The organism is Micrococcaceae bacterium Sec5.1, from assembly GCA_039636795.1.
Lineage (GTDB): Bacteria > Actinomycetota > Actinomycetes > Actinomycetales > Micrococcaceae > Arthrobacter.
Map to the genome: position 1 here is coordinate 1,058,176 of CP143430.1, position 20,155 is coordinate 1,078,330.

At 62.3% G+C, this 20,155-nt stretch carries 18 protein-coding genes; 15 read left to right on the plus strand and 3 right to left on the minus strand.

Annotated features, from left to right (window positions below; translation table 11 throughout):
• Positions 1–263: 263 nt before the first annotated feature.
• The 10 genes from sucC (at position 264) to VUN82_05115 (ending at position 11,567) form a co-directional block, all read left to right on the plus strand.
• Positions 264–1,433, plus strand: a complete 1,170-nt coding sequence (gene sucC, locus VUN82_05070; protein ID XAS73222.1) for an ADP-forming succinate--CoA ligase subunit beta — start codon at positions 264–266, stop codon at positions 1,431–1,433.
• Between the two features lie 12 nt (positions 1,434–1,445).
• A complete protein-coding gene (sucD, locus tag VUN82_05075) occupies positions 1,446–2,348 on the plus strand; it encodes a succinate--CoA ligase subunit alpha (GenBank protein XAS73223.1) in 903 nt (300 codons plus the stop codon).
• A 213-nt stretch (positions 2,349–2,561) separates the two neighbouring features.
• Entirely contained in the window at positions 2,562–2,966 is a 405-nt protein-coding gene (locus VUN82_05080) for a tautomerase family protein (GenBank protein ID XAS73224.1), read from the plus strand.
• Positions 2,967–3,128: 162 nt separating this feature from the next.
• Positions 3,129–4,163, plus strand: a complete 1,035-nt coding sequence (gene iolC / locus VUN82_05085) for a 5-dehydro-2-deoxygluconokinase (GenBank protein ID XAS73225.1) — start codon at positions 3,129–3,131, stop codon at positions 4,161–4,163.
• The gene (locus VUN82_05090) at positions 4,160–5,143 is read left to right on the plus strand and encodes a deoxyribose-phosphate aldolase (GenBank protein ID XAS73226.1); all 984 of its coding nucleotides are present in this window, start codon (positions 4,160–4,162) and stop codon (positions 5,141–5,143) included. Before iolC ends, VUN82_05090 begins: the two co-directional genes overlap by 4 nt.
• 40 nt (positions 5,144–5,183) lie before the next feature.
• Positions 5,184–7,109: a 3D-(3,5/4)-trihydroxycyclohexane-1,2-dione acylhydrolase (decyclizing) gene (gene iolD / locus VUN82_05095; protein ID XAS74611.1), complete on the plus strand. Its 1,926-nt coding sequence runs from the start codon at positions 5,184–5,186 to the stop codon at positions 7,107–7,109.
• A 66-nt stretch (positions 7,110–7,175) separates the two neighbouring features.
• On the plus strand, positions 7,176–8,687 hold the full coding sequence (locus VUN82_05100; GenBank protein XAS73227.1) for a CoA-acylating methylmalonate-semialdehyde dehydrogenase: 1,512 nt from the start codon (positions 7,176–7,178) through the stop codon (positions 8,685–8,687).
• A 36-nt stretch (positions 8,688–8,723) separates the two neighbouring features.
• Positions 8,724–9,641 carry a sugar phosphate isomerase/epimerase gene (locus tag VUN82_05105; GenBank protein ID XAS73228.1) on the plus strand — a complete coding sequence of 306 codons (918 nt, stop codon included), beginning with the start codon at positions 8,724–8,726 and terminating at the stop codon, positions 9,639–9,641.
• A gap of 29 nt (positions 9,642–9,670) precedes the next feature.
• Positions 9,671–10,684 carry a Gfo/Idh/MocA family oxidoreductase gene (locus tag VUN82_05110; GenBank protein ID XAS73229.1) on the plus strand — a complete coding sequence of 338 codons (1,014 nt, stop codon included), beginning with the start codon at positions 9,671–9,673 and terminating at the stop codon, positions 10,682–10,684.
• A 10-nt stretch (positions 10,685–10,694) separates the two neighbouring features.
• On the plus strand, positions 10,695–11,567 hold the full coding sequence (locus VUN82_05115) for a sugar phosphate isomerase/epimerase (protein XAS73230.1): 873 nt from the start codon (positions 10,695–10,697) through the stop codon (positions 11,565–11,567).
• A 71-nt stretch (positions 11,568–11,638) separates the two neighbouring features.
• Here the strand turns inward: VUN82_05115 and iolB are convergent, their stop codons facing one another.
• Complete coding sequence (gene iolB / locus VUN82_05120) at positions 11,639–12,532, minus strand: 5-deoxy-glucuronate isomerase (GenBank protein ID XAS73231.1); 894 nt, start codon at positions 12,530–12,532, stop codon at positions 11,639–11,641.
• A 17-nt stretch (positions 12,533–12,549) separates the two neighbouring features.
• Entirely contained in the window at positions 12,550–13,290 is a 741-nt protein-coding gene (locus VUN82_05125) for a GntR family transcriptional regulator (protein XAS73232.1), read from the minus strand.
• Positions 13,291–13,598: 308 nt separating this feature from the next.
• Between VUN82_05125 and VUN82_05130 the strand changes: the two genes are divergently transcribed.
• The 3 genes from VUN82_05130 to VUN82_05140 all read left to right on the plus strand — a co-directional run bounded on the left by VUN82_05130 (position 13,599) and on the right by VUN82_05140 (position 16,650).
• Positions 13,599–14,594, plus strand: a complete 996-nt coding sequence (locus VUN82_05130) for a substrate-binding domain-containing protein (GenBank protein XAS73233.1) — start codon at positions 13,599–13,601, stop codon at positions 14,592–14,594.
• A gap of 64 nt (positions 14,595–14,658) precedes the next feature.
• Entirely contained in the window at positions 14,659–15,711 is a 1,053-nt protein-coding gene (locus VUN82_05135; protein XAS73234.1) for an ABC transporter permease, read from the plus strand.
• Between the two features lie 12 nt (positions 15,712–15,723).
• On the plus strand, positions 15,724–16,650 hold the full coding sequence (locus VUN82_05140; GenBank protein ID XAS73235.1) for an ATP-binding cassette domain-containing protein: 927 nt from the start codon (positions 15,724–15,726) through the stop codon (positions 16,648–16,650).
• Between the two features lie 94 nt (positions 16,651–16,744).
• Here VUN82_05140 and VUN82_05145 read toward each other — a convergent pair whose 3' ends face one another.
• The gene (locus tag VUN82_05145; protein XAS74612.1) at positions 16,745–17,752 is read right to left on the minus strand and encodes a LacI family DNA-binding transcriptional regulator; all 1,008 of its coding nucleotides are present in this window, start codon (positions 17,750–17,752) and stop codon (positions 16,745–16,747) included.
• Positions 17,753–17,903: 151 nt separating this feature from the next.
• On the opposite strand from VUN82_05145, the gene VUN82_05150 reads away from it, so the two are divergent.
• Positions 17,904–19,091, plus strand: coding sequence for a Gfo/Idh/MocA family oxidoreductase (locus VUN82_05150; GenBank protein XAS73236.1), 1,188 nt, complete (start codon positions 17,904–17,906; stop codon positions 19,089–19,091).
• A complete protein-coding gene (locus tag VUN82_05155) occupies positions 19,088–20,119 on the plus strand; it encodes a sugar phosphate isomerase/epimerase (protein ID XAS73237.1) in 1,032 nt (343 codons plus the stop codon). The genes VUN82_05150 and VUN82_05155 overlap by 4 nt, the downstream gene beginning before the upstream one ends.
• Positions 20,120–20,155: the final 36 nt, after the last annotated feature.

Here is a 20,155-nt window from a genome sequence, read left to right on the forward strand (position 1 = left end):
GCCGTCGAACAGACGATGAGCGGCCAAAAAACCGCGTCATTCTGCGGGTTTTCTACAGCCGATAGAAGTGTAAGGTTACTCACTTAACAGGTAGTGTGTAGCTGGCGGGACTCCTCAAAGGGCTAAAGTTCCGAGAGGACCTTACGCAATGTGACCGGCTTCAATCCCGGTTGTTTACCGCGTACTTTCCGCAGCTGGCTATCGCGGTCATCGCGGTTCCCGGCTGAACAGAAAACTACTTCGACGTAGAAGGACACTAAACCGTGGACCTGTTTGAATATCAGGCGCGCGATATGTTCGAAGCGCACGGTGTACCCGTGCTCGCCGGCATCGTGGCGCACACTCCTGAAGAAGCAAAGGCAGCTGCCGAGAAGATCGGCGGCGTTACTGTCGTAAAGGCACAGGTTAAGGTTGGTGGCCGCGGCAAGGCTGGCGGCGTCAAGGTTGCCAAGACCGCCGAAGAGGCGCTTGAGCACTCCACCAACATCCTGGGCATGGACATCAAGGGCCACACCGTCAACAAGGTGATGATCGCCCAGGGTGCGGACATCGCCGAGGAATTCTACTTCTCGGTCCTCCTGGACCGCGCAAACCGCAACTACCTGGCCATGTGCTCGGTTGAAGGCGGAATGGAAATTGAGCAGCTGGCTGTTGAGCGTCCCGAGGCCCTGGCCAAGATCGCCATCGACCCCGCTGTGGGCATTGACCAGGCCAAGGCTGACGAGATCGTCGCAGCTGCAGGCTTCGCTGAAGAACTGCGCGGCAAAGTGGCCGACGTCATTCTGAAGCTCTGGGACGTTTTCAAGAAGGAAGACGCAACCCTGGTTGAGGTCAACCCGTTGGTCCGCACCGGCGCAGGCGACATCATTGCCCTCGACGGCAAGGTTACCCTCGACGAAAACGCCGACTTCCGCCACGTGCACCACGCACTGCTCGAGGACAAGGAGTCAGCTGACCCGCTCGAGGCCAAGGCAAAGGCGCAGGACCTCAACTACGTCAAGCTGGACGGCGAAGTAGGCATCATCGGCAACGGCGCCGGTCTTGTGATGTCCACCCTGGACGTCGTTGCATACGCTGGCGAAAACCACGGCAACGTCAAGCCTGCCAACTTCCTGGACATCGGTGGTGGAGCATCCGCCGAGGTCATGGCGAACGGCCTGGACGTCATCCTGGGCGACTCCCAGGTCAAGAGCGTGTTCGTGAACGTCTTCGGTGGCATCACCGCTTGTGACGCTGTGGCAAAGGGCATCGTGGGTGCACTTGCTGAGCTCGGATCCGCTGCGAACAAGCCGCTGGTCGTTCGCCTCGATGGCAACAACGTCGAGGAAGGCCGCCGCATCCTGACCGAGGCCAACCACCCGCTGGTTACTCTGGCCGCCACCATGGACGAGGGCGCCGACAAGGCCGCCGAGCTCGCCAACGCAGCTAAGTAAAGGGACGCGACAATGTCTATCTACCTCAACAAAGACTCCAAGGTCATCGTTCAGGGCATCACCGGCGGTGAAGGCACCAAGCACACCGCACTGATGCTCAAGGCCGGCACCAACATTGTTGGTGGCGTCAACGCCCGCAAGGCCGGCACCACGGTCCTGCACGGCGACAAGGAAATCACCGTCTTTGGCACCGTCAAGGAAGCCATCGCTGAAACCGGCGCAGACGTCTCCATCGTCTTCGTTCCGCCGGCATTCACCAAGGATGCAGTGGTTGAAGCCATCGAAGCCGGCATCGGCCTCGTTGTAGTCATCACTGAAGGCGTTCCGGTTCAGGACTCCGCCGAATTCTGGGCACTCGCCCAGTCCAAGGTTGACGCCGACGGCAACCAGGTCACCCGCATCATCGGGCCGAACTGCCCCGGCATCATCACCCCGGGCGAAGCCCTGGTTGGCATCACCCCGGCGAACATCACGGGCAAGGGCCCCATCGGCCTCGTGTCCAAGTCCGGTACCTTGACCTACCAGATGATGTACGAACTCCGCGACCTCGGCTTCTCCACCGCCATCGGTATTGGTGGCGACCCCATCATCGGCACCACGCACATCGACGCCCTGGCTGCGTTTGAGGCTGACCCGGAGACCAAGGCGATCGTCATGATCGGCGAAATCGGTGGCGATGCTGAAGAGCGCGCTGCTGACTTCATCAAGGCCAACGTCACTAAGCCGGTTGTTGGCTACGTTGCAGGCTTCACCGCTCCTGAGGGCAAGACCATGGGCCACGCCGGCGCCATCGTCTCCGGCTCCGCAGGTACCGCACAGGCCAAGAAGGAAGCTCTCGAAGCTGCAGGCGTGAAGGTCGGCAAGACGCCGTCCGAAACCGCTAAGCTGCTGCGCGAGGTTTTCGCAACGCTCTAGTACCAAAACAACGCGGGGTCACTTATGGCCCATTCCTGAACGTGGAATGGGCTCAAAGTGACCCCGCGTTGCTCTTTAAAGCACGACGGCGGTCCCGCCCTTTCCACACGGAAGGTGCGGGGTCGCCGTCGTGCTTTAACGCGGAGCCCCTGTACCTTCATGCCCTTTGTTTGTTAGTATGTCAGGACAAACTACTTCGAAGGAGCGCGCAAGATGCCACTGGTAAGAATCGACGTCAATCAGGGTCGGTCGGCGGCGGAATTGGCCGCCATTAGCCGGGCCATCCACGATGCAATCGTCTCCGAGTATGAAATCCCCGAGCGCGACTACTTCCACATCATTACCGAACACCCGGAGGCCCAGATCGTGGCCCAGGATGCGGGGCTGGGCTTTGAGCGCAGCCCTGGAGTGCTGATGATCCAGATCTTCACGCAGGGCGGGCGAAGCCAGATGGCCAAGAGCTCGCTCTTCGAGGCTATGGCCGAAGCGCTTGGCGAGGTTGGTATCAAGGGCGAGGATGTCTTCATTGGCTACATGGAGAACTCGCCTGGCGACTGGTCTTTCGGCTTCGGGCGGAGCCAATATGTCACTGGAGAATTGGCCATCCCGCGCAAGTAGATGCAGTCCGTGTCATGTTGTAAATATGTCAGTACAAACCTTTGACAGGACATGAAATCTGGGGCAAAGTAGTCATGTGGCCCCGCTCACTGAGGGGTGGCAAGGCATTGGGGCCCAGCGCTCAAAGGTTCAGAGTTCACAAGAGAAAGGTCAACGATTATCGTGACCCACGAACTGCTTACGATCGGGCGCATCAGCGTTGATATCTACCCGAACGATATTGGGGTGGATCTGGAGGATGTGAGGTCCTTTGGCAAGTATTTGGGAGGTTCCCCCTCCAACGTGGCCGTCGCTGCTGCGCGCCACGGTCGCCGTGCCGGTGTGATTACCCGCACGGGCGATGACGCATTCGGAAAGTATCTGCACCGGGAACTGCACAAGTTCAATGTTGACGATTCGTTTGTCTCCCCGGTGAAGGAGTACCCGACGGCGGTGACTTTCTGTGCCATCAAGCCGCCTGAGGATTTCCCGTTGTACTTCTACGGACGTTTCCCCACGGCGCCGGACCTGCAGATCAAAGCCGAAGAACTCGATCTTGAGGCCATCAAGGACGCGGGCATTTTCTGGTCCACGGTGACTGGCCTGTGTCAGGAACCCAGCCGAAGTGCTCACCTCGCCGCCCACGAAGCCCGGCCCCGGACTGGTTTGAAGGAAGGCCAGTTCACCATCCTGGACCTGGACTACCGGCCGATGTTCTGGGGCTCGGAAGAGGAAGCCCGCGCGGAAGTCGCCAAAATCCTCCCGCACGTTACGGTCGCGATCGGCAACGATAAGGAATGCGCTGTTGCGGTAGGGGAGGGGACGCCGGACGAGCAGGCAGACCGCCTGCTGGCCGCCGGTGTCGAGATCGCCGTTGTGAAGCTCGGCCCCGAAGGCGTCATGGCCAAGACCCGCACCGAGCGTGTTGTCTCGGCCCCTGTGCCGGTGGAAACCGTCAACGGCCTGGGCGCCGGTGATTCCTTCGGTGGGGCTTTCTGCCATGGGCTGCTGTCCGGTTGGCCGCTGTCCGAGGTCCTGGATTACGCCAACGCTTCCGGTGCAATCGTCGCCTCCCGGCTTTCCTGCGCGGATGCGATGCCGACGCCGGATGAGGTCACCTCGCTGCTCGCTGAACGCGGACGGCGGATCCCGGGAGCTTCCCCCGCCGCGGCCACTGCGCCTGCAGCACCCACGTTCGCAGAAGGAGCAGTCCGTTGAGCCTGAATGACGATCCCCGCCGGTATGAGCACTTGAGCCGCATCCGGCTGGAGGACCCGGAGGCCGTCGCACGCGCGGCTGCCACCCGACGTCGCCACCCGGGCTTGAAGCATGGCGTCCAGAATTTCATTGTTGCAGCGGACCATCCAGCCCGTGGCGCCCTGTCAGTTGGGCCCGAGCCGATGGCGATGGCCGATCGCCGTGACCTGCTGGACCGGTTGCAGATCGCCCTCGCGAACCCGGCCGTGGATGGCATCCTTGCCTCACCGGACATCATGGATGACCTCCTGCTGCTGGGTGCTTTGGACGGCAAGCTCATCTTCGGCTCGATGAACCGTGGTGGCCTGGCTGGTCTGGTCAACGAGTTCGATGACCGGTTCACCGGCCACACAGCCGCTGCGTTGCAGGCACTGGGTGCCGATGGCGGGAAGATGCTTACGCGTATCTGTCTGGGAGATCCGGATACCGTGGCCACGCTTGAAGCGACCGCCAAGGCCATCGATTCGTTGGCCGAACGTAAGCTCATCGCCATGGTGGAGCCGTTCCTGTCGGTGCGGGACGCCCATGGCAAGGTCCGCAACGATCTTCGCGCGGACGCCGTGATCAAATCCGTCGGCATCGCCGAGGGCCTGGGTTCCACCAGTGCCTACACCTGGATGAAACTGCCGGTGGTGGCTGACATGGAGCGCGTCATGGCCTCCACCACGCTTCCCACGGTGTTGTTGGGCGGTGATCCTGACGGCTCCCAGGACGAGGTCTTCGCCAGTTGGCAGGCCGCCCTCGCGCTCCCGGGCGTCCGCGGCCTCACGGTGGGCCGGACGCTGCTCTACCCGCACGACGGCGATGTGGCAGGTGCCGTAGCGACGGCCGCCTCGCTGCTGAACAGTGCTGGGCCTGTGACCGGGCCTGCGACCGGCCCCGCGCCAGCTGCGGGGGAGCCCACCTCGTCTGACCGTATTCCAGTGAAAGTATCGGAGTAGCCCCGCCATGCGGACCTCAACAGGAACAGTAACCCGTCGGATGACCGTGGCCCAGGCCGTGGTCGAGTTCCTCTCCAAGCAGTACACGGTGGATTCCATCAACGGGGTGGACTATCGCGAGCGCCTGATCCCGGGCATGTTCGGTATCTTCGGGCACGGCAACGTTGCCGGCGTTGGCCAGGCTTTGAAGCAGTACCAGGCAGCGGACCCGTCCATCATGCCGTACTACCAGGGCCGCAATGAGCAGGCCCAGGCGCACCAGGCCGTGGGGTACGCGCGGCACACGCGCCGGCGCCAGACGTTCGCGATCAGCACGTCCATCGGTCCGGGTTCCTCGAATCTGCTCACCGGTGCTGCGTTGGCCACGACCAACCGGTTGCCGGTGCTGCTGCTCCCGAGCGACACGTTCGCCACCCGGGCAGCGGATCCTGTGCTGCAGCAGTTGGAGCTGCCGTACGCCTACGACATCACGGTCAATGATGCGTTCCGTCCGCTCTCGAAGTTCTTTGACCGGGTGTCGCGTCCGGAGCAGTTGTTCTCGGCCTTCCACCACGGCCTGCGCGTGTTGACGGACCCGGCCGAGACCGGAGCGGTGACCATTTCCTTGCCGCAGGACGTCCAGGCCGAGGCTTTGGACGTTCCGGAAGAATTCCTGGCCGAGCGTGAGTGGCGGATCCGCCGTCCCGAGGCCGAGGACGAGGACATTCGCCGCGCCGTCGAGGCCATCCGTGCCGCGAAGCGCCCCCTGATCATTGCCGGCGGCGGGGTGCTCTACGCCTACGCCAACGAGGAACTCGCCAGGTTCGCTGAGCTGACCGGCATTCCCGTGGGGAACACGCAGGCCGGAGTTGGGGTCCTGCCGTGGGACCACAAGCATTCCCTGGGTGCCATCGGGTCCACGGGCACGACGGCGGCCAACGCCATCGCCGCCGAGGCGGACCTGGTCATCGGGATCGGCACCCGGTACGAGGACTTCACCACCGCGTCCCGCACGGCGTTCCAGAACCCGGACGTGCGCTTTGTGAACATCAACGTCGCCCCGATCGATGCCTACAAGCACGGGACCACCATTCCGGTCGTCGCCGACGCCCGCAAGGCCCTGGTGAAACTGAATCAGGCACTGGGCGGCTACCGTGTGGGTGCTGATCTTGAAGAAAAGGTCGCGGCGGAGAAGAAACGCTGGAACGCGATCGTGGACGAAGCGTTTGATACCCGGTTCACGCCGTTGCCGGCGCAGAACGAGATCATCGGCGCCACGAACAAGGCCATGGATGACCAGGACGTTGTCATCTGCGCCGCGGGTTCCCTGCCGGGTGACCTGCACAAAATGTGGCGGGTCCGGGACCCGTTCGGCTACCACGTGGAATATGCGTACTCCTGCATGGGCTACGAAATCCCGGGCGGGTTGGGCGTGAAGCGCGCAGCACTGGCCGAAGCCGCTGCCGGCGGTCCCAACAGGGATGTCGTGGTGATGGTGGGGGACGGGTCCTACCTGATGATGCACACCGAACTGGTCACCGCCGTCGCCGAACGCATCAAACTGATCGTGGTCCTCATCCAGAACCACGGCTACGCTTCCATCGGTTCGCTGTCCGAGTCGCTCGGTTCCCAGCGTTTCGGGACGCAGTACCGGGTCCTGGACAAGGAACAGCACAGTTTCGACGCCGGTGAGCACCTGCCGATCGATCTGGCCACCAACGCCGAGTCCCTCGGCGCCAAGGTCATCCGGATCGAACCAGGCGAGAACGTCATCCAAGCCCTTGGCGCTGCCATCAAGGAAGCCAAGGCAGCCCCGGAAACCGGCCCGATCGTCATCCACGTCGAGTCCGATCCTCTGCTGGACGCGCCCAGCTCCGAATCCTGGTGGGACGTTCCCGTCTCCCAGATCTCCGAGCTCGAATCCACCCAACAGGCCTACACGACGTATACCGAGCACAAGAACCGCCAGCGCAAGCTGCTCGGCTGATTCCCCACACATAGCCCCCGCCTCTAAAGCCACAGCTTTCAAAGCCACAGACCAAAGGAAGTCCGCATGTCGACGACGACCACACTGACCACCATTAACCACTTCATCAACGGCGCCGAAACCGCAGGCGAAGGCGAACGCACCCAGCCCGTCTACAACCCGGCCACGGGGCAGGTGTCCGCCGAGTTGCGCCTGGCCAACGAGGCTGACCTGAACACTGCGGTGGCCGCGGCGAAGAAAGCTGCCCAGTCCTGGGGCGATATTTCCCTGGCGAAGCGCACGGGGGTGTTGTTCAAGTTCCGTGAGCTGGTGGCCGCGCACGTGGATGAGCTGGCCGAGTTGATCACGGCCGAGCACGGCAAGGTCCTTTCCGACGCGAAGGGCGAGATCGGCCGTGGCCTGGAAGTGATCGAGTTCGCCTGCGGCATTCCGCAGCTGCTCAAGGGTGACTACTCGGACCAGGTCTCCACCGGCATCGACGTGTTCTCCTTCCGCGAGCCCCTCGGCGTGGTGGCAGGTATCACCCCGTTCAACTTCCCCGTCATGGTGCCGTTGTGGATGGCGCCGATGGCCATCGCGACGGGTAACGCGTTCATCCTCAAGCCCTCCGAGCGTGACCCCTCCGCGTCCATGCTCCTCGCGAACCTCTGGAAGCAGGCCGGCCTGCCTGACGGAGTGTTCCAGGTCCTGCACGGCGGGAAGGAAACGGTCGACGGGCTCCTGACCCACCCGGACGTGGACGGCATCTCCTTTGTTGGGTCGACCCCGATCGCGCAGTACGTGCATGAGACCGCCACGAAGCACGGCAAGCGGGTCCAGGCCTTGGGCGGGGCGAAGAACCACGCGATCGTGATGCCCGACGCGGACCTGGACAACGCCGCGGACCACCTCGCGGCAGCTGCTTTCGGCTCCGCGGGGGAGCGGTGCATGGCGATCTCCGTCGCGGTCGCCGTCGGGGACGCCGCGGACCTGATCGTGAAGAAAGTCCAGGAACGCGCCCTGGCCATCAAGGTGGCCAACGGCACCGAACCCGGTGCGGACATGGGCCCGGTCATCACCCCGGCCTCCAAGGAACGCATCGAACGGATCGTCACCGAAGCCGAAACCGCCGGCGCGGCCATGGTCGTGGACGGCCGGGACCTGGTGGTCCCCGGCCACGAAGAAGGCTTCTGGGTCGGCCCGACCGTGATTGATCATGTCAGCACCGAAATGACCGCGTACACGGAGGAAATCTTCGGACCGGTCCTGGTGGTGGTCCGTGTGGCGGACCTGGAGGAAGGGATCGCGTTGATCAACGCCAACCCTTACGGCAACGGCACCGCGATCTTCACCTCTTCGGGCGCCGCAGCCCGGAAATTCCAGCGCTCCGTCACCGTGGGCATGGTCGGGATCAACGTGCCCCTGCCCGTCCCCGTGGCCTACCACTCCTTCGGCGGGTGGAAGAACTCCCTCTTCGGCGACAAACACATCTACGGCCCCGAAGGCGTCTCCTTCTACACCCGCGGCAAGGTCATCACCTCCCGCTGGCCCGAACCCACCCACGCCTCCGGCGCCTCCTACAACTTCCCCTCCAACTAACCCCAGGTTCTGGCCCTAGAGAAAGACACCGCTGTCATGACTGACGTCGAGAACAAGCTCATCATCGGCACCGCCCCCGACTCCTGGGGCGTGTGGTTTGCCGATGACCCCCAGCAGACTCCGTGGGAACGGTTCCTGGATGAGGTTGCTGAATCCGGCTACAAATGGATTGAACTGGGTCCGTACGGCTACCTGCCGAACGACCCCACCCGCCTGGCAGAAGAGCTCAAGCAGCGCGACCTGAAGGTTACGGCAGGAACGGTCTTCACGGCCTTCCACCGCGGCGCCAAGCAGTATGACGAAGCCTGGGAGCCGGCACGCAAGGTGGCCGAACTGACTGCGGCCATGGGTGGCGAACACATTGTGGTTATCCCCGCGATGTGGCGGGACGACGTCACGGGCGAGGCCGTAGAGAACGGCGAACTGACCGACGAGCAGTGGGCTGATCTCTTCGCAGGCCACAACCGGATGGGCAAGGTCCTGTTGGAGGACTTTGGCCTGCACCAGCAGTTCCACTCCCACGCTGACTCCCACGTTGGCGCGCAGCAGGACATCGAAACCCTCTTGGCGGCAACGGATCCGCGGTACCTGAACCTTTGCCTGGATACAGGCCACGCGGAGTACTGTGGCGCTTCCAGCTTGGAGCTCATCAAGAATTACCCGGACCGGATCGGCTACCTGCACCTGAAGCAGATCAACCCGGAGATCCTGGCGGAGGTCAACGAGAAGAACATGACCTGGGCTGCGGCGAACCTGGCCGGCGTCATGACCGAACCGCCGAACGGCCTCCCGGACCTGCGCGCCGTCATCGAAGCTGTGGAAGGCCTCAACCGGCCGATCTTCGGCATCGTGGAGCAGGACATGTACCCGGTAGCGTTCGATGTACCGATGCCCATCGCCAAGCGAACCCGCAACTACTTGCTTTCCTGCGGCTCCCGCACGCGGGTCCAGTAACAAGAACCAACCTCACGAAGGATAGAAAAGTGACAAAGATTCTCCGCGTTGCCGTCATCGGCGCAGGCCGCATGGGTGCGGACCACATCAAGCGCCTCAGCACCCGCATCCACGGCGCTGAAGTAGCCGCCGTCGTCGATGTTGACCTTGCCCGCGCGCAGGCTGCCGTTGAAGGGATCGACGGCGCCGTGGCGCTGTCCAGTGCCGATGAGGCGCTGAACAATGGTGACGTCAACGCCGTCCTGATCGCCACGCCGGGCTTCCTGCACGAGGAAATCCTGTACAAGGCGTTGGAGAAGGACTTCCCGATTCTCTGTGAGAAGCCGCTGACGCCGGATGCAGAAAGCGCGTGGAAGGTTGTCCAGGCTGAACTGGCATTGGGCCACAAGCGCATTCAGGTGGGTTTCATGCGCCGTTTCGATGCCGAGTACTCGGCGCTGGGTTCGATCATCCGCAACAGTGAATTGGGGGAGCTGTTGATGTTGCACCACCAGCACCGCAACCCCAGCACACCTGAAGGCTTCACCAACGAGATGCTGATCAACGACTCCGTGGTCCATGAGTTCGATGCCATCCGTTACTTCACCGGCGAGGAAATCACGTCCGTGCAGGTCCGCTTGGGGAAGCCTACGCGCAACGCCCCGAATGGCCAGCACGATCCCCAGCATGTGCTGCTCGAAACCGAGTCCGGCGTGTTGGCCGACGTCGAGATTTACGTCAACGCCAAGTTCGGCTACCAGGTTGCCACGCAGGCGTCCTTCGAGGACGGCATTGTCAGCATCGGCGGGGACAGCGGCCCTTACATCCAGTCCGCTGGCAAGTGGGGCGGCAGCGTCACTCCGGGATTCGAGGAGCGCTTCGGTGCAGCGTACGACGTCGAGGTGCAGGCTTGGGTGGATGCCGCCCTTCGCGGCGAAATCGGTGGTCCCACCGCCTGGGACGGTTATGCCACCGCTGCCTGCTGCGAGGCCGGCGTCGAGGCGCAGAAGTCTGGCGAAAAGGTCAAGGTCCAGTTGAACACCAAGCCGGATCTCTACAAGTAGGGACACTGATATGAAGATTGCCCTTGATCCCACTCCGTTCCATCACAGCCATACGCTGCTTGAGTTCCCGCGTGTGGCAGCTGATCTCGGATATAAGTACCTTCAGATGACCCCGCATGCGGACCTCATCCCGTTCTTCAACCACCCCAAGGCTGACGATGAGCTTGTGGCCAAGCTGAAGGCAGCGTGCAAGGATGCCGGCGTCGAAATCGCCTCCATCTTGCCCGTCCTGCGGTGGTCCGGACCCGATGAGGACGCCCGGGAAGCTGGGGTCCGCTACTGGAAGCGGGCCATCCAGATCGCGGTCGACCTCGGGGTACAGACCATGAACACGGAGTTCAGTGGCCGTCCGGAGAAGGCCGAGGAGTCTGAACGCGCGTTCTACCGCTCCATGGAGGAACTCCTGCCGATCATCGAGCGCGAAGACATGGATGTGCTCATTGATCCCCATCCGGACGACTTCGTGGAGGACGGACTGGCCGCGCTGCGCGTGATCCGGGGCGTGAACTCCCCGAACATCGGCATGGTCTACGTTGCCTCGCATACTTTCCATATGGGCAACAAGCCGTTGGAGATCATGCATGCCGCCGGCGACAAGCTCCGGCTGGTGCACGTCTCCGACACGATGAACCACCATGCCTCACACGGCCTCAGGTACATCACCAACCCGCCGGGCAACGCTGTACGCGTCCACCAGCACCTCAAAATCGGTGACGGGGACGTGAACTGGGACGAGTTCTTCGGTGGCTTGAAGGAGATCGGATTCCTGGATAAAGAGAACACCGTCATGGTTTCTTCTGTGTTCGCAGAGGACGACAATGCCGAGGACGTTTCCAGGTACCAGCTCAAGACGATGAACGACTACATCGCCGGGACAAAATAGGTAGTTTGTGTACGGCTAAGGCCCCCTGGACGTCATCCAGGGGGCCTTTCGCTGTGCACAGGCTCGGGAGGTTAGGCGCCGAACGGGAGCCTGGGGTCCACGTCCTGGCCGTCCCAGGTCTGGCGGATCCAGCCGTGGTGGGGGTCATCGCTGATGAGCCAGTCGCGGACGCGTCCGGGCCCTGCCATGACGTTCAGGTAGTAGAGGTCATAGCCCGGAGCTGCCATCGCCGGTCCGTGCCAGCCGTAGGGGACCAGGACTACGTCACCGGTGCGGACCTCAGCCGAAACATCAATGGGCCGGTCATCGGAGGCGTAGACGCGGGCGTAGCCGATTGCGTCTGAGTCCGCCGGGGCAGGCGAATCCGGGGCAACGCGCGATTCGAAGTAGTAGATCTCCTCCAGGCTGGTCTCGCCTTCCTTCTCCTCATCGTGCTTGTGGGGAGGGTAGGAGGACCAATTGCCGGCAGGGGTGATGACCTCGCAAACAATGAAGCGATCGGCTTCCAGCGCGGCCGGCGTGCCGAAGTTGTGGACCTGCCGGGAGCAGTTGCCCGCCCCACGCAGCTCGACGGGGGTCTCGGCTGCCGTGACCAGACGGGTGGGGTACCCGGCCTTGGCCGGTGCGGTCGCGACTGCCACCCTGCCGCCGTCGTGCGAGCTGATGGTGACTGCCTTATCGATACCCGTGTACAGGACGTCACTCGGCCCGTGGAAAACCGATTGCCGGCCCGCGAGGCTGTACGCGTCGTCGTCGACCGTGACGGTAAACGAACCGCTCAACGGAACCACAATGCGCTCTTCCGCAGCTGCAGGAAGTTCGACGGCGGTACCAGCCTCAAGCGTCGCAACCTTCAGTCCCGTATGGGCCCAGCCGTCGATCGCGAGAGTGGAATCGGAAGTGCCGAGCGAGATGTCCCACTTGCCGTCGGTGGCGGTTCCCAGCGGGTAGACCCAGTTGGCCATAAGTATGTGTCCTTGCGTTAGCGCTGTACGAGTGTCATTTCAAAGCTGTAGGAATCGGCGCGGTAGACGTGGTGGCCCGTTTCAACCATGCGTCCCGTGTCGTCCACCGCGGTGCGCTCCATGGTCACAAGCGCCGAACCTACTTCGGCTTCGAGGAGCGGAGCCTGGTAGTCGTTGGCGATCATGGCGCCGATGCGCTGGGATGCCAACCGAAAATTCACGCCGCCGCGACGAAGGATGGAATAGAGTCCCTCACTGGAGAGCTGGGCTTCGTCCATGCTGGTGATGTCGTCACGGACCCAGTTCTCCATGAGTGCAAGGGGCTTGCCGCCAACCTTGCGCAGGCGGGTGAAGTGGTAGACCTTTGACCCGGGCGGCAGCTGAAGTGCGGTGAGGGTGGCGGCGTCGGCCTCCACGTGGGAGAAGCTGAGCACATCCGTGGTGGGTTTCTTGCCGTTATTGCTCAGGTCATCGTAAAGGCTGGAGAGCTCCAGCGGCCGCCGGACCTGGCTTGAAACAACCTGCGTGCCAACGCCGCGTTTACGGACCAGGAGGCCGGAGCGGACCAGTTCGTCCATGGCCTTTCGCATAGTGGGGCGAGACAGGTTCAGCTGCGCTGCAAGGTCGATTTCGTTGTCCAACCTGCTGCCCGGTTCCAGGACGCCGCTGTGGATGGCGGCTTCGATTCCCTGGACCACTTGGTGATAGAGCGGCACCGGAGACGAACGGTCGATGCTGAGGCTGAGTTGGTTCGCCACGGGTTTCTCCTAGCCTGCGGAAGCCCGGCCGGGGAAGCGGTATCCCGGCCGGATGGATGAGTATGTCCGCTCATGTTCTCTTGATAGGACATACTGCCTTTTTCTGATAATAGCAGCCGGGCTGTGCTGGTCAAGGAAGTGGGTCCAGGCTCTGTCGCGGCGTCATCTACTCGAGGAACTTACGTAAAAACATCCTAATGTCAGGACAAACTATTGACAAAGTGTGAGACGAGTCACCATGATCGAGGTAGCAGGCGATCCGGGCACGAGTCCCCGGACGCCCGAAGCTGACATCAAAGGAGATAACGGTGGCAAAATTCTCGTGGCGCAAAGCGGCGGTCGTCGCAGCAGTGGTTCCATTGGTGGCCCTGAGCGCCTGTTCGAGCCAGGGCGGCAAACCGGCTGATTCCGGGGGAGGTGCAGCTGCCGGACAAGCAGCCAGCACTGCACGCATCAAGGTGGCCCTCATTACGCACGCAGCGGCGGGTGACACCTTCTGGGATATTGTCCGCAAGGGTGCAGAGGAAGCATCAAGCAAGGACAACGTGGAACTCCTGTACACCAGCGATCCCGAAGCCGGGCGCCAGGCACAGCTTGTTCAGCAGGCCATCGACCAGAAGGTTGACGGCATTGCGGTCACACTGGCAACTCCGGACGCCCTGAAGGATGTGCTGAAGAAAGCCACCGCTGCGGGTATCCCAGTTGTGAGCCTCAACGCTGGTGAATCCGTTTCCAGCCAGCTGGGTGCTTTCACCCACTTCGGCTCCAACGAGCAGCTTGCAGGTGAGGCGGTGGGCACCCGGCTGGCTTCAGAGGGCTACAAGCACCCCGTTTGCGTCATCCAGCAGCAGGGCCACGTGGGTCTGGAAGCGCGCTGCGCCGGCGTGAAAGCCAAGGTTCCGGCAACGGAAATCCTCTACGTCGACGGCAAGGACATGACCGCGGTCCAGTCAACGGCCACGGCTAAACTCCAGGCATCCAAAGATGCTGATGTGATCATCGGTCTCGGCGCCCCCATCACCCTCACCTTGCTCAAGTCCGTTACTGACGCCAGCAGTTCGGCCAAGGTGGCCAGCTTCGACCTCAATGCCGATCTCGCCCAGAAGATCGTAGACGGCCAAGTGATCTTCACCGTTGACCAGCAGCCATGGCTTCAGGGCTACATGTCAGTTGACGCCCTGTGGCAGGCAAAGCGCGGCGGCTTCAAGATCGGCGGCGGCCAGCCTGTCCTGACCGGACCCACCATCGTGGACAAGTCCAATGCTTCCGACGTCCTCAAATTCGCCCAGCAGGGCGTCCGCTAGATCCCGGCATCAGGCTGCGCGGTGGGGAACCGCCGCGCAGCCTGAACAACAAGGAGTCATTCCCATGGCAAACACAGCAACCCTGCCGCCGGCGACATCGCCTGGTGATGAACGGGTAGGCCGCCGTAGTCCGGTCCAAAAGTTCCTGGCGAGGCCCGAGGTCGGTGCACTGGTCGGAGCAGTAGTCCTCTTCATTTTCTTCGCCTCGGTTTCCCAGACGTTCACCCAGCCGAACGCGCTCGCCACCGTGCTTTACGGGTCCTCAACCATTGGCATCATGGCGGTAGGGGTTTCCCTGCTGATGATCGGTGGTGAGTTTGACCTTTCCACCGGTGTGGCTGTGATCTCCTCCGCCCTGACCGCCTCGCTCTTCAGCTGGAACTTCTCAATGAATGCCTGGGTTGGTGTCACGTTGGCACTGGTTGTTTCGCTGGGCATTGGATTCATCAACGGCTGGATTCTCGTCAAGACCAAACTTCCAAGCTTCATCGTCACCCTGGCGACCTTCCTCATGCTGACGGGCCTGAACCTGGCACTGACCCGCCTCATCGGCGGCAGCGTCTCCTCGCCGTCGATCTCCAAACTGGACGGGTTCGAATCGGCACGAGCGGTGTTCGCCTCCTCCATCAGCATCGGCGGCGTGGAAGTCAAGATCACAGTCTTCTTCTGGATCATCCTGGTAGCAGTGGCCTCGTGGATCCTGTTGCGCACCCGGGTTGGCAACTGGATCTTCGCAGTGGGCGGCGACGCCAATGCTGCCCGCGCAGTTGGCGTCCCTGTGACCAAGACCAAGATCGGCCTCTTCATGGCCGTTGGTTTCTGCGGCTGGATCCTGGGCATGCACAACCTCTTTGCCTTCGATGCTGTGCAGTCCGGCGAAGGTGTTGGCAACGAGTTCCTCTACATCATTGCTGCCGTCATCGGTGGATGCCTCCTGACGGGCGGCTACGGCTCGGCAGTGGGTGGCGCAATCGGTGCTTTCATCTTTGGCATGGCCAACAAGGGCATCGTGTACGCACAATGGAATCCGGACTGGTTCAAGTTCTTCCTGGGCTTGATGCTCCTGCTGGCCACCATCGTGAACCTGATCGTCAAGCGCCGGGCAGAGCTCAAGTAAGGGGCCGGAACAATGAACGCACAACAGATCGACCAGCAGACACTGCTGAAAAACGAGAAGGACCCGTTGACGCACACACCCGTGCACCTGCTTTCGCTCGAGGGAGTAGGCAAGCACTACGGCAACATCATCGCCCTGCGCGATGTAACCATGGCTGTGGATAATGGCCGGGTCACCTGCGTCCTGGGCGACAATGGCGCCGGCAAGTCAACGCTGATCAAGATCATCGCAGGTCTGCACCAGCACGACGAAGGCACCTTGCACGTGATGGGCGATGCCAGAAAGTTCAATTCGCCCAGGGACGCCCTCGACGCCGGTATCGCCACCGTGTACCAAGACCTGGCCGTGGTCCCGCTGATGCCCATCTGGCGTAACTTCTTCCTTGGCTCGGAACTGATCAGCGGATTCGGTCCGTTCAAGAGCATGGATGTCCAGAAGATGAAGGACATCACGCTGAAGGAGCTGGCCGAGATGGGAATCGACCTCCGCGATGTTGACCAGCCCATCGGTCAGCTCTCGGGCGGCGAGCGCCAGTGTGTCGCCATTGCCCGGGCCGTGTACTTCGGCGCGAAGGTGCTGATCCTGGATGAGCCCACAGCCGCCCTTGGCGTGAAGCAGTCCGGCGTGGTGCTTCGGTACATCCTGCAGGCTCGCGACCGCGGCCTCGGCGTAATCTTCATTACCCACAACCCGCACCACGCCTTCCCTGTTGGTGACCGCTTCCTGCTGCTCAAGCGCGGCAAGTCGATCGGCTACTACGACAAGAAGGACATCACCTTGGATGAGTTGACGGCCCAAATGGCTGGCGGCGCCGAACTGGCGGAGTTGGCCCATGAGCTGGAGCAGCTCGGCGGGCACTCCGATGCGCTCGAGGAGGTTAAGGCCGAAGTGGCGGGTGTGGCTGACGCTGCACCGGAGGGTGTCACCAAGCGGCACTAGGCTTGTTCGGCTGTGTACTGCCCGGAGCGCCTGATGGCTCCGGGCAGATTCGTTTCGAGTACCTCTAGTGAGCGGCCCCCTGCAGCGTCCGCCTCTACCGAACCGCCGACGTCGTGCCGCGGAGTACCAGCGTCGGCTCGATGAGCTTCCGCTCCGGCTCCAACGTCGCATCGTCGATGCGGGCCAGCAGCCTGCGTGCTGCATCTACGCCCACAAGATCGCTTCGGTTATCGATGGACGTAAGGTCCAAGAAGCGCGACTTCGCTAAAGGGGAGTTGTCGTACCCGATCACCGAAATATCGTGGGGCACGGAAAGCCCACGGGCTTTGATGGCGGCGAAAGCGCCCAGCGCCATGGTGTCGTTGGCGGCGAAGATCGCAGTAGTGCCGGGATGGTGGTCCAGTAGCCAGCAAGCGGCTCCGTACCCGTCTTCTTCGGACGTTCCTTCAGTCTCACCGATGACGACCTCGACGCCGGCAGCCTGCAACGCGCGTTGGTAACCGGCGCGCCGGTGTGCTGACGCGCCGTCGGACCCCGAAAGGTGGCCGATGCGGCTGTGGCCCAACCCCAGCAGGTGGTCCGCTGCCATGCTGCCCCCGCGGTCGTCGTCGTTGGTTATCAGGTCCGCGCCTGTCGGGACGCCGTTCCGCCATCCGGCAACCACGGTGGGGACCCACGTTCCAGCGAGCATGGGTTCGCTGGGCTCGGCGGCCAGGACCAAGGCGTCCACGTGCATGGCCAGCAGGCCGTCTGTGGCTTCCTTGATGCGGTTCGCGCCAGGCCTGGAGTCCGCGAGCATGACATGGTAGCCAAGATCCGAAAGGACGGATTCCATACCCCGGAGGAGATCGACGAACCAGGGGTTGCGGTAATCGTCGATGACCAGGCCGATGCTCTTGGTGCGGTGGCTGGCAAGAGTGGTGGCAGCCCGGCTGGGCCGGTAGCCCAAATCGTGTATCGCCTTTTGGACGGCTTGCCTACGCTTTTCGCTGATCCTCGCCGGGTCCTTGAGGAACAAGGAAACCAACGACGGCGAGACTCCGGCCTGGGTAGCGACGTCGTAGAGGGTGGGGCGTCGGGTCTGTGCGTTGTTCAACGGAATCGGTGTGCCTTTCGTGTCTGACCTTGAGGATAGTCGGTTAAGGATTGACAGGACATATAGACATAGTTACGATCGAGCCCAGTGCAAAATTGTAGCGCTACAGAATGCCGTTCATGCCTCATGGCACGGCGAAATTTCAAAGGAGAAATCAATGGCTGAAAGCCTCGGCGTCGCCGTCATCGGTGCAGGGATGGCGGGCAAAGCCCATGCTGCCGCGTACCGCACGGCATCTGCCCTCTACAGCCCGGTACTGCCACAGCTCCGCCTCGTCTCGATCGGCGACGTGAATGCAGAATTTGGTTCCCTGGCTGCTCGACGCTTCGGCTACGAGCGCAACGACACGTCCTGGCAGGCAATCGCCGAGGCCGATGACATTGACGTGGTGAGCGTGGTCATCGCCAACTCCCTCCACCGCGAAGTCGTGGAAGGCCTGCTCGCGGCCGGCAAGCACGTGCTGTGCGAGAAGCCGCTCAGCGATACCCTGGCCGATGCCCGCGCCATGGCCTACGCCGCCCGGCAAGCAGAGGCACATGGAACGCTTGCCCGCATCGGCTTCACCTTTCGCCGGACTCCGGGCATCGCCTACATCCGTGACCTGATCCAGAACGGCGTTCTCGGGAACGTCCTGCACTTCAGTGGCCGATACTGGACTGACTACGGCTTCAGCCCCTCGGCTCCCATGAGCTGGAGATACAAGGGCGGGCCCGGCTCCGGTGCGCTGGCCGACGTCGGAAGTCACCTGACGTACGTATCCGAATTCCTGTGCGGCGACATCAAGTCCATCAGCGGTGGCCGGCTCGCCACGGCGATTGCCAAGCGCCCTCTTCCGCTGAGTGCCGTGATGGGTCACGATCACGTGGCCGTCAGCGACACGTTCGAAGCGGTGGAGAATGACGACTACGCAGCATTCAACGCAGAGTTCACCAACGGCGCCGGAAGCTTCGAGGTCTCCCGCGTTGCAGCCGGCCACGCCAACAGCCTCCAGTTCGAGGTCTTCTGCGAGAATGGCGCGGCCAAGTTCGATCAGCGCCGCCCGTCCGAAATTCAGCTTTTCCTCAATGACGGTTCAGGTAACGAGAACGGTTACCGCCAGGTCATCCTCGGCCCGGGCCACCCATATATCGCCGGCGGCCTCGCAATGGACGCCCCGGAAGTTGGCTTTGGCCAGAACGATGCATTCGGCTATCAGGCCCGCGCGTTCCTCGAAGAAGTTGCCGGGCTCAGCGCAGAAGCATCCTTGCCCCGTTGCGCCACCTTCGATGAAGGCGTACGCAACATGGAACTCCTCAATGCAGTCACCGAATCCAGCCTGAACAACGGAAAGAAGATCACGCTATGAAGCTCGGCGTCTACAACGCGATCCTGCACGACCGCCCGCTTCCCGAAGCGCTGAAGGTCATCGCTGATCTTGGTCTCACTGGGATCGAGATCAACACTGGCGGGTTCCTGCCCGCCGTGCACGTCCCCACTTTTGACCAGATTCTGGAGAGCGACGCAGCGCGCGACGACTATCTGGCGATCTTCGAGGGCACCGGCGTTTCCATCGCTGGCCTGAACTGCAATGGCAATCCGCTGCATCCCAAGCGCGAAATCGGTGAGAAGCATGCCGAAGACATCCGCCGCTCCATTCGCCTGGCCCATCGCCTCGGCCAGAACCGGATTGTGACCATGTCCGGTCTGCCGGGTGGCGAGCTTGGGGCGACCACCGTCAACTGGGTAGTCAACGCCTGGAACTCCGCGGCCCTGGACGTGCTGGATTACCAGTGGGATGTGGCCGCTGCGTTCTGGAAGGAAACGGACCGCCTTGCTGCTGATCACGGCGTCAAGGTGGCGCTGGAACTGCACCCGCAGAACCTCGTCTTCAACACCGCTGATGTCTACAAACTCATCGAGCTCACCGGTGCCACCCATGTTGGTGTCGAACTCGATGCTTCCCACCTGTTCTGGCAGCAGATGGACCCCGTGGCTGTCGTCCGCGAACTTGGCTCGCTGGTGTTCCAGGCAGCTGCGAAGGACGTCCGCGTGAACAAGGACAACGCTGCGCTGTACGGAGTTTTGGACAACAGCTTCCGACGGCTTTCACCCGAGGAAAACCGCACCAACCTGGGCGGCGACGAGTGGGCCAACGGATGGCCCAAGAACTCGGCCTGGGACTTCGTTGCCTTGGGCCGTGGACACGATATGGCCTTTTGGACAGAGTTCCTCCGGGCGCTCCATGAGGTTGATCCCAACATGCTGGTGAACATCGAACACGAGGACGTTTCCCTGGGTCGCATTGAAGGACTTGAAGTGGCGGCTCAGGTCCTTAAGGATGCTGACGCGGCACTGGAAGCGTCACTGAACGCTTCTACCGCTAGTGCCATTTGACAGGACAAACTGACAAGGTTTAGTGTCGCCTCAAGA